1 protein-coding gene is annotated in these 517 nt (G+C 50.1%); it reads left to right on the top strand.

From position 1 onward, the window contains the following. The coding region (locus A3730_RS31260; RefSeq protein WP_197477352.1) for a hypothetical protein at nt 1–517 on the top strand (517 nt) is incomplete at both ends.

Below are 517 nucleotides of genomic sequence, written 5' to 3'. Positions count from 1 at the left end.
TGATGTCATCAATTCTATTGGTGTTGGTGGTGGGGCAAATGAAACGCTTCTCAGCAGTATTGTCTTCCCCAAGCCGGCGGGAGGAGAGCGTGGTTTTGTCCTCATGGTGGATAGCTATGAGGAATACATCGAAGGTATTTCCTCGAAAGTTGCAAAAGAAACAAAGATTCCTGATTTGACTCTTGGTGCCCTTCAGTTCGTGGACAACGGCGTGGGAGAGCTGGCCTCAGTTACCATGGTTATCGGTAATGCGGGATCTGCCGACATTTCAGAAGATATCCATATCACGCTGTTTGATGGACACCCTGACACCGGTGCAGAAATTGGTGAGTTGGTTGTTAGTGGCGGAGTTGAAAGTGGCGATCACAAAAATGCGGTAATGGACGATGTTGATCCCGACCAGCTGCAGGGTGTCACTCTTTATGCCCGTGCTGCTATCGAGGGCCAGGTGGCAGAATGCAATAACACCAATAATCTCACTCAGAAGAAAGTGGCCGCACGCAGAGGGTCGCTCACG

It is taken from the genome of Alcanivorax sp. HI0044, assembly GCF_001634945.1.
The sequence above is the reverse complement of the archived record's forward strand: the minus strand, read 5'-3'. Positions and strand labels throughout refer to the sequence as shown.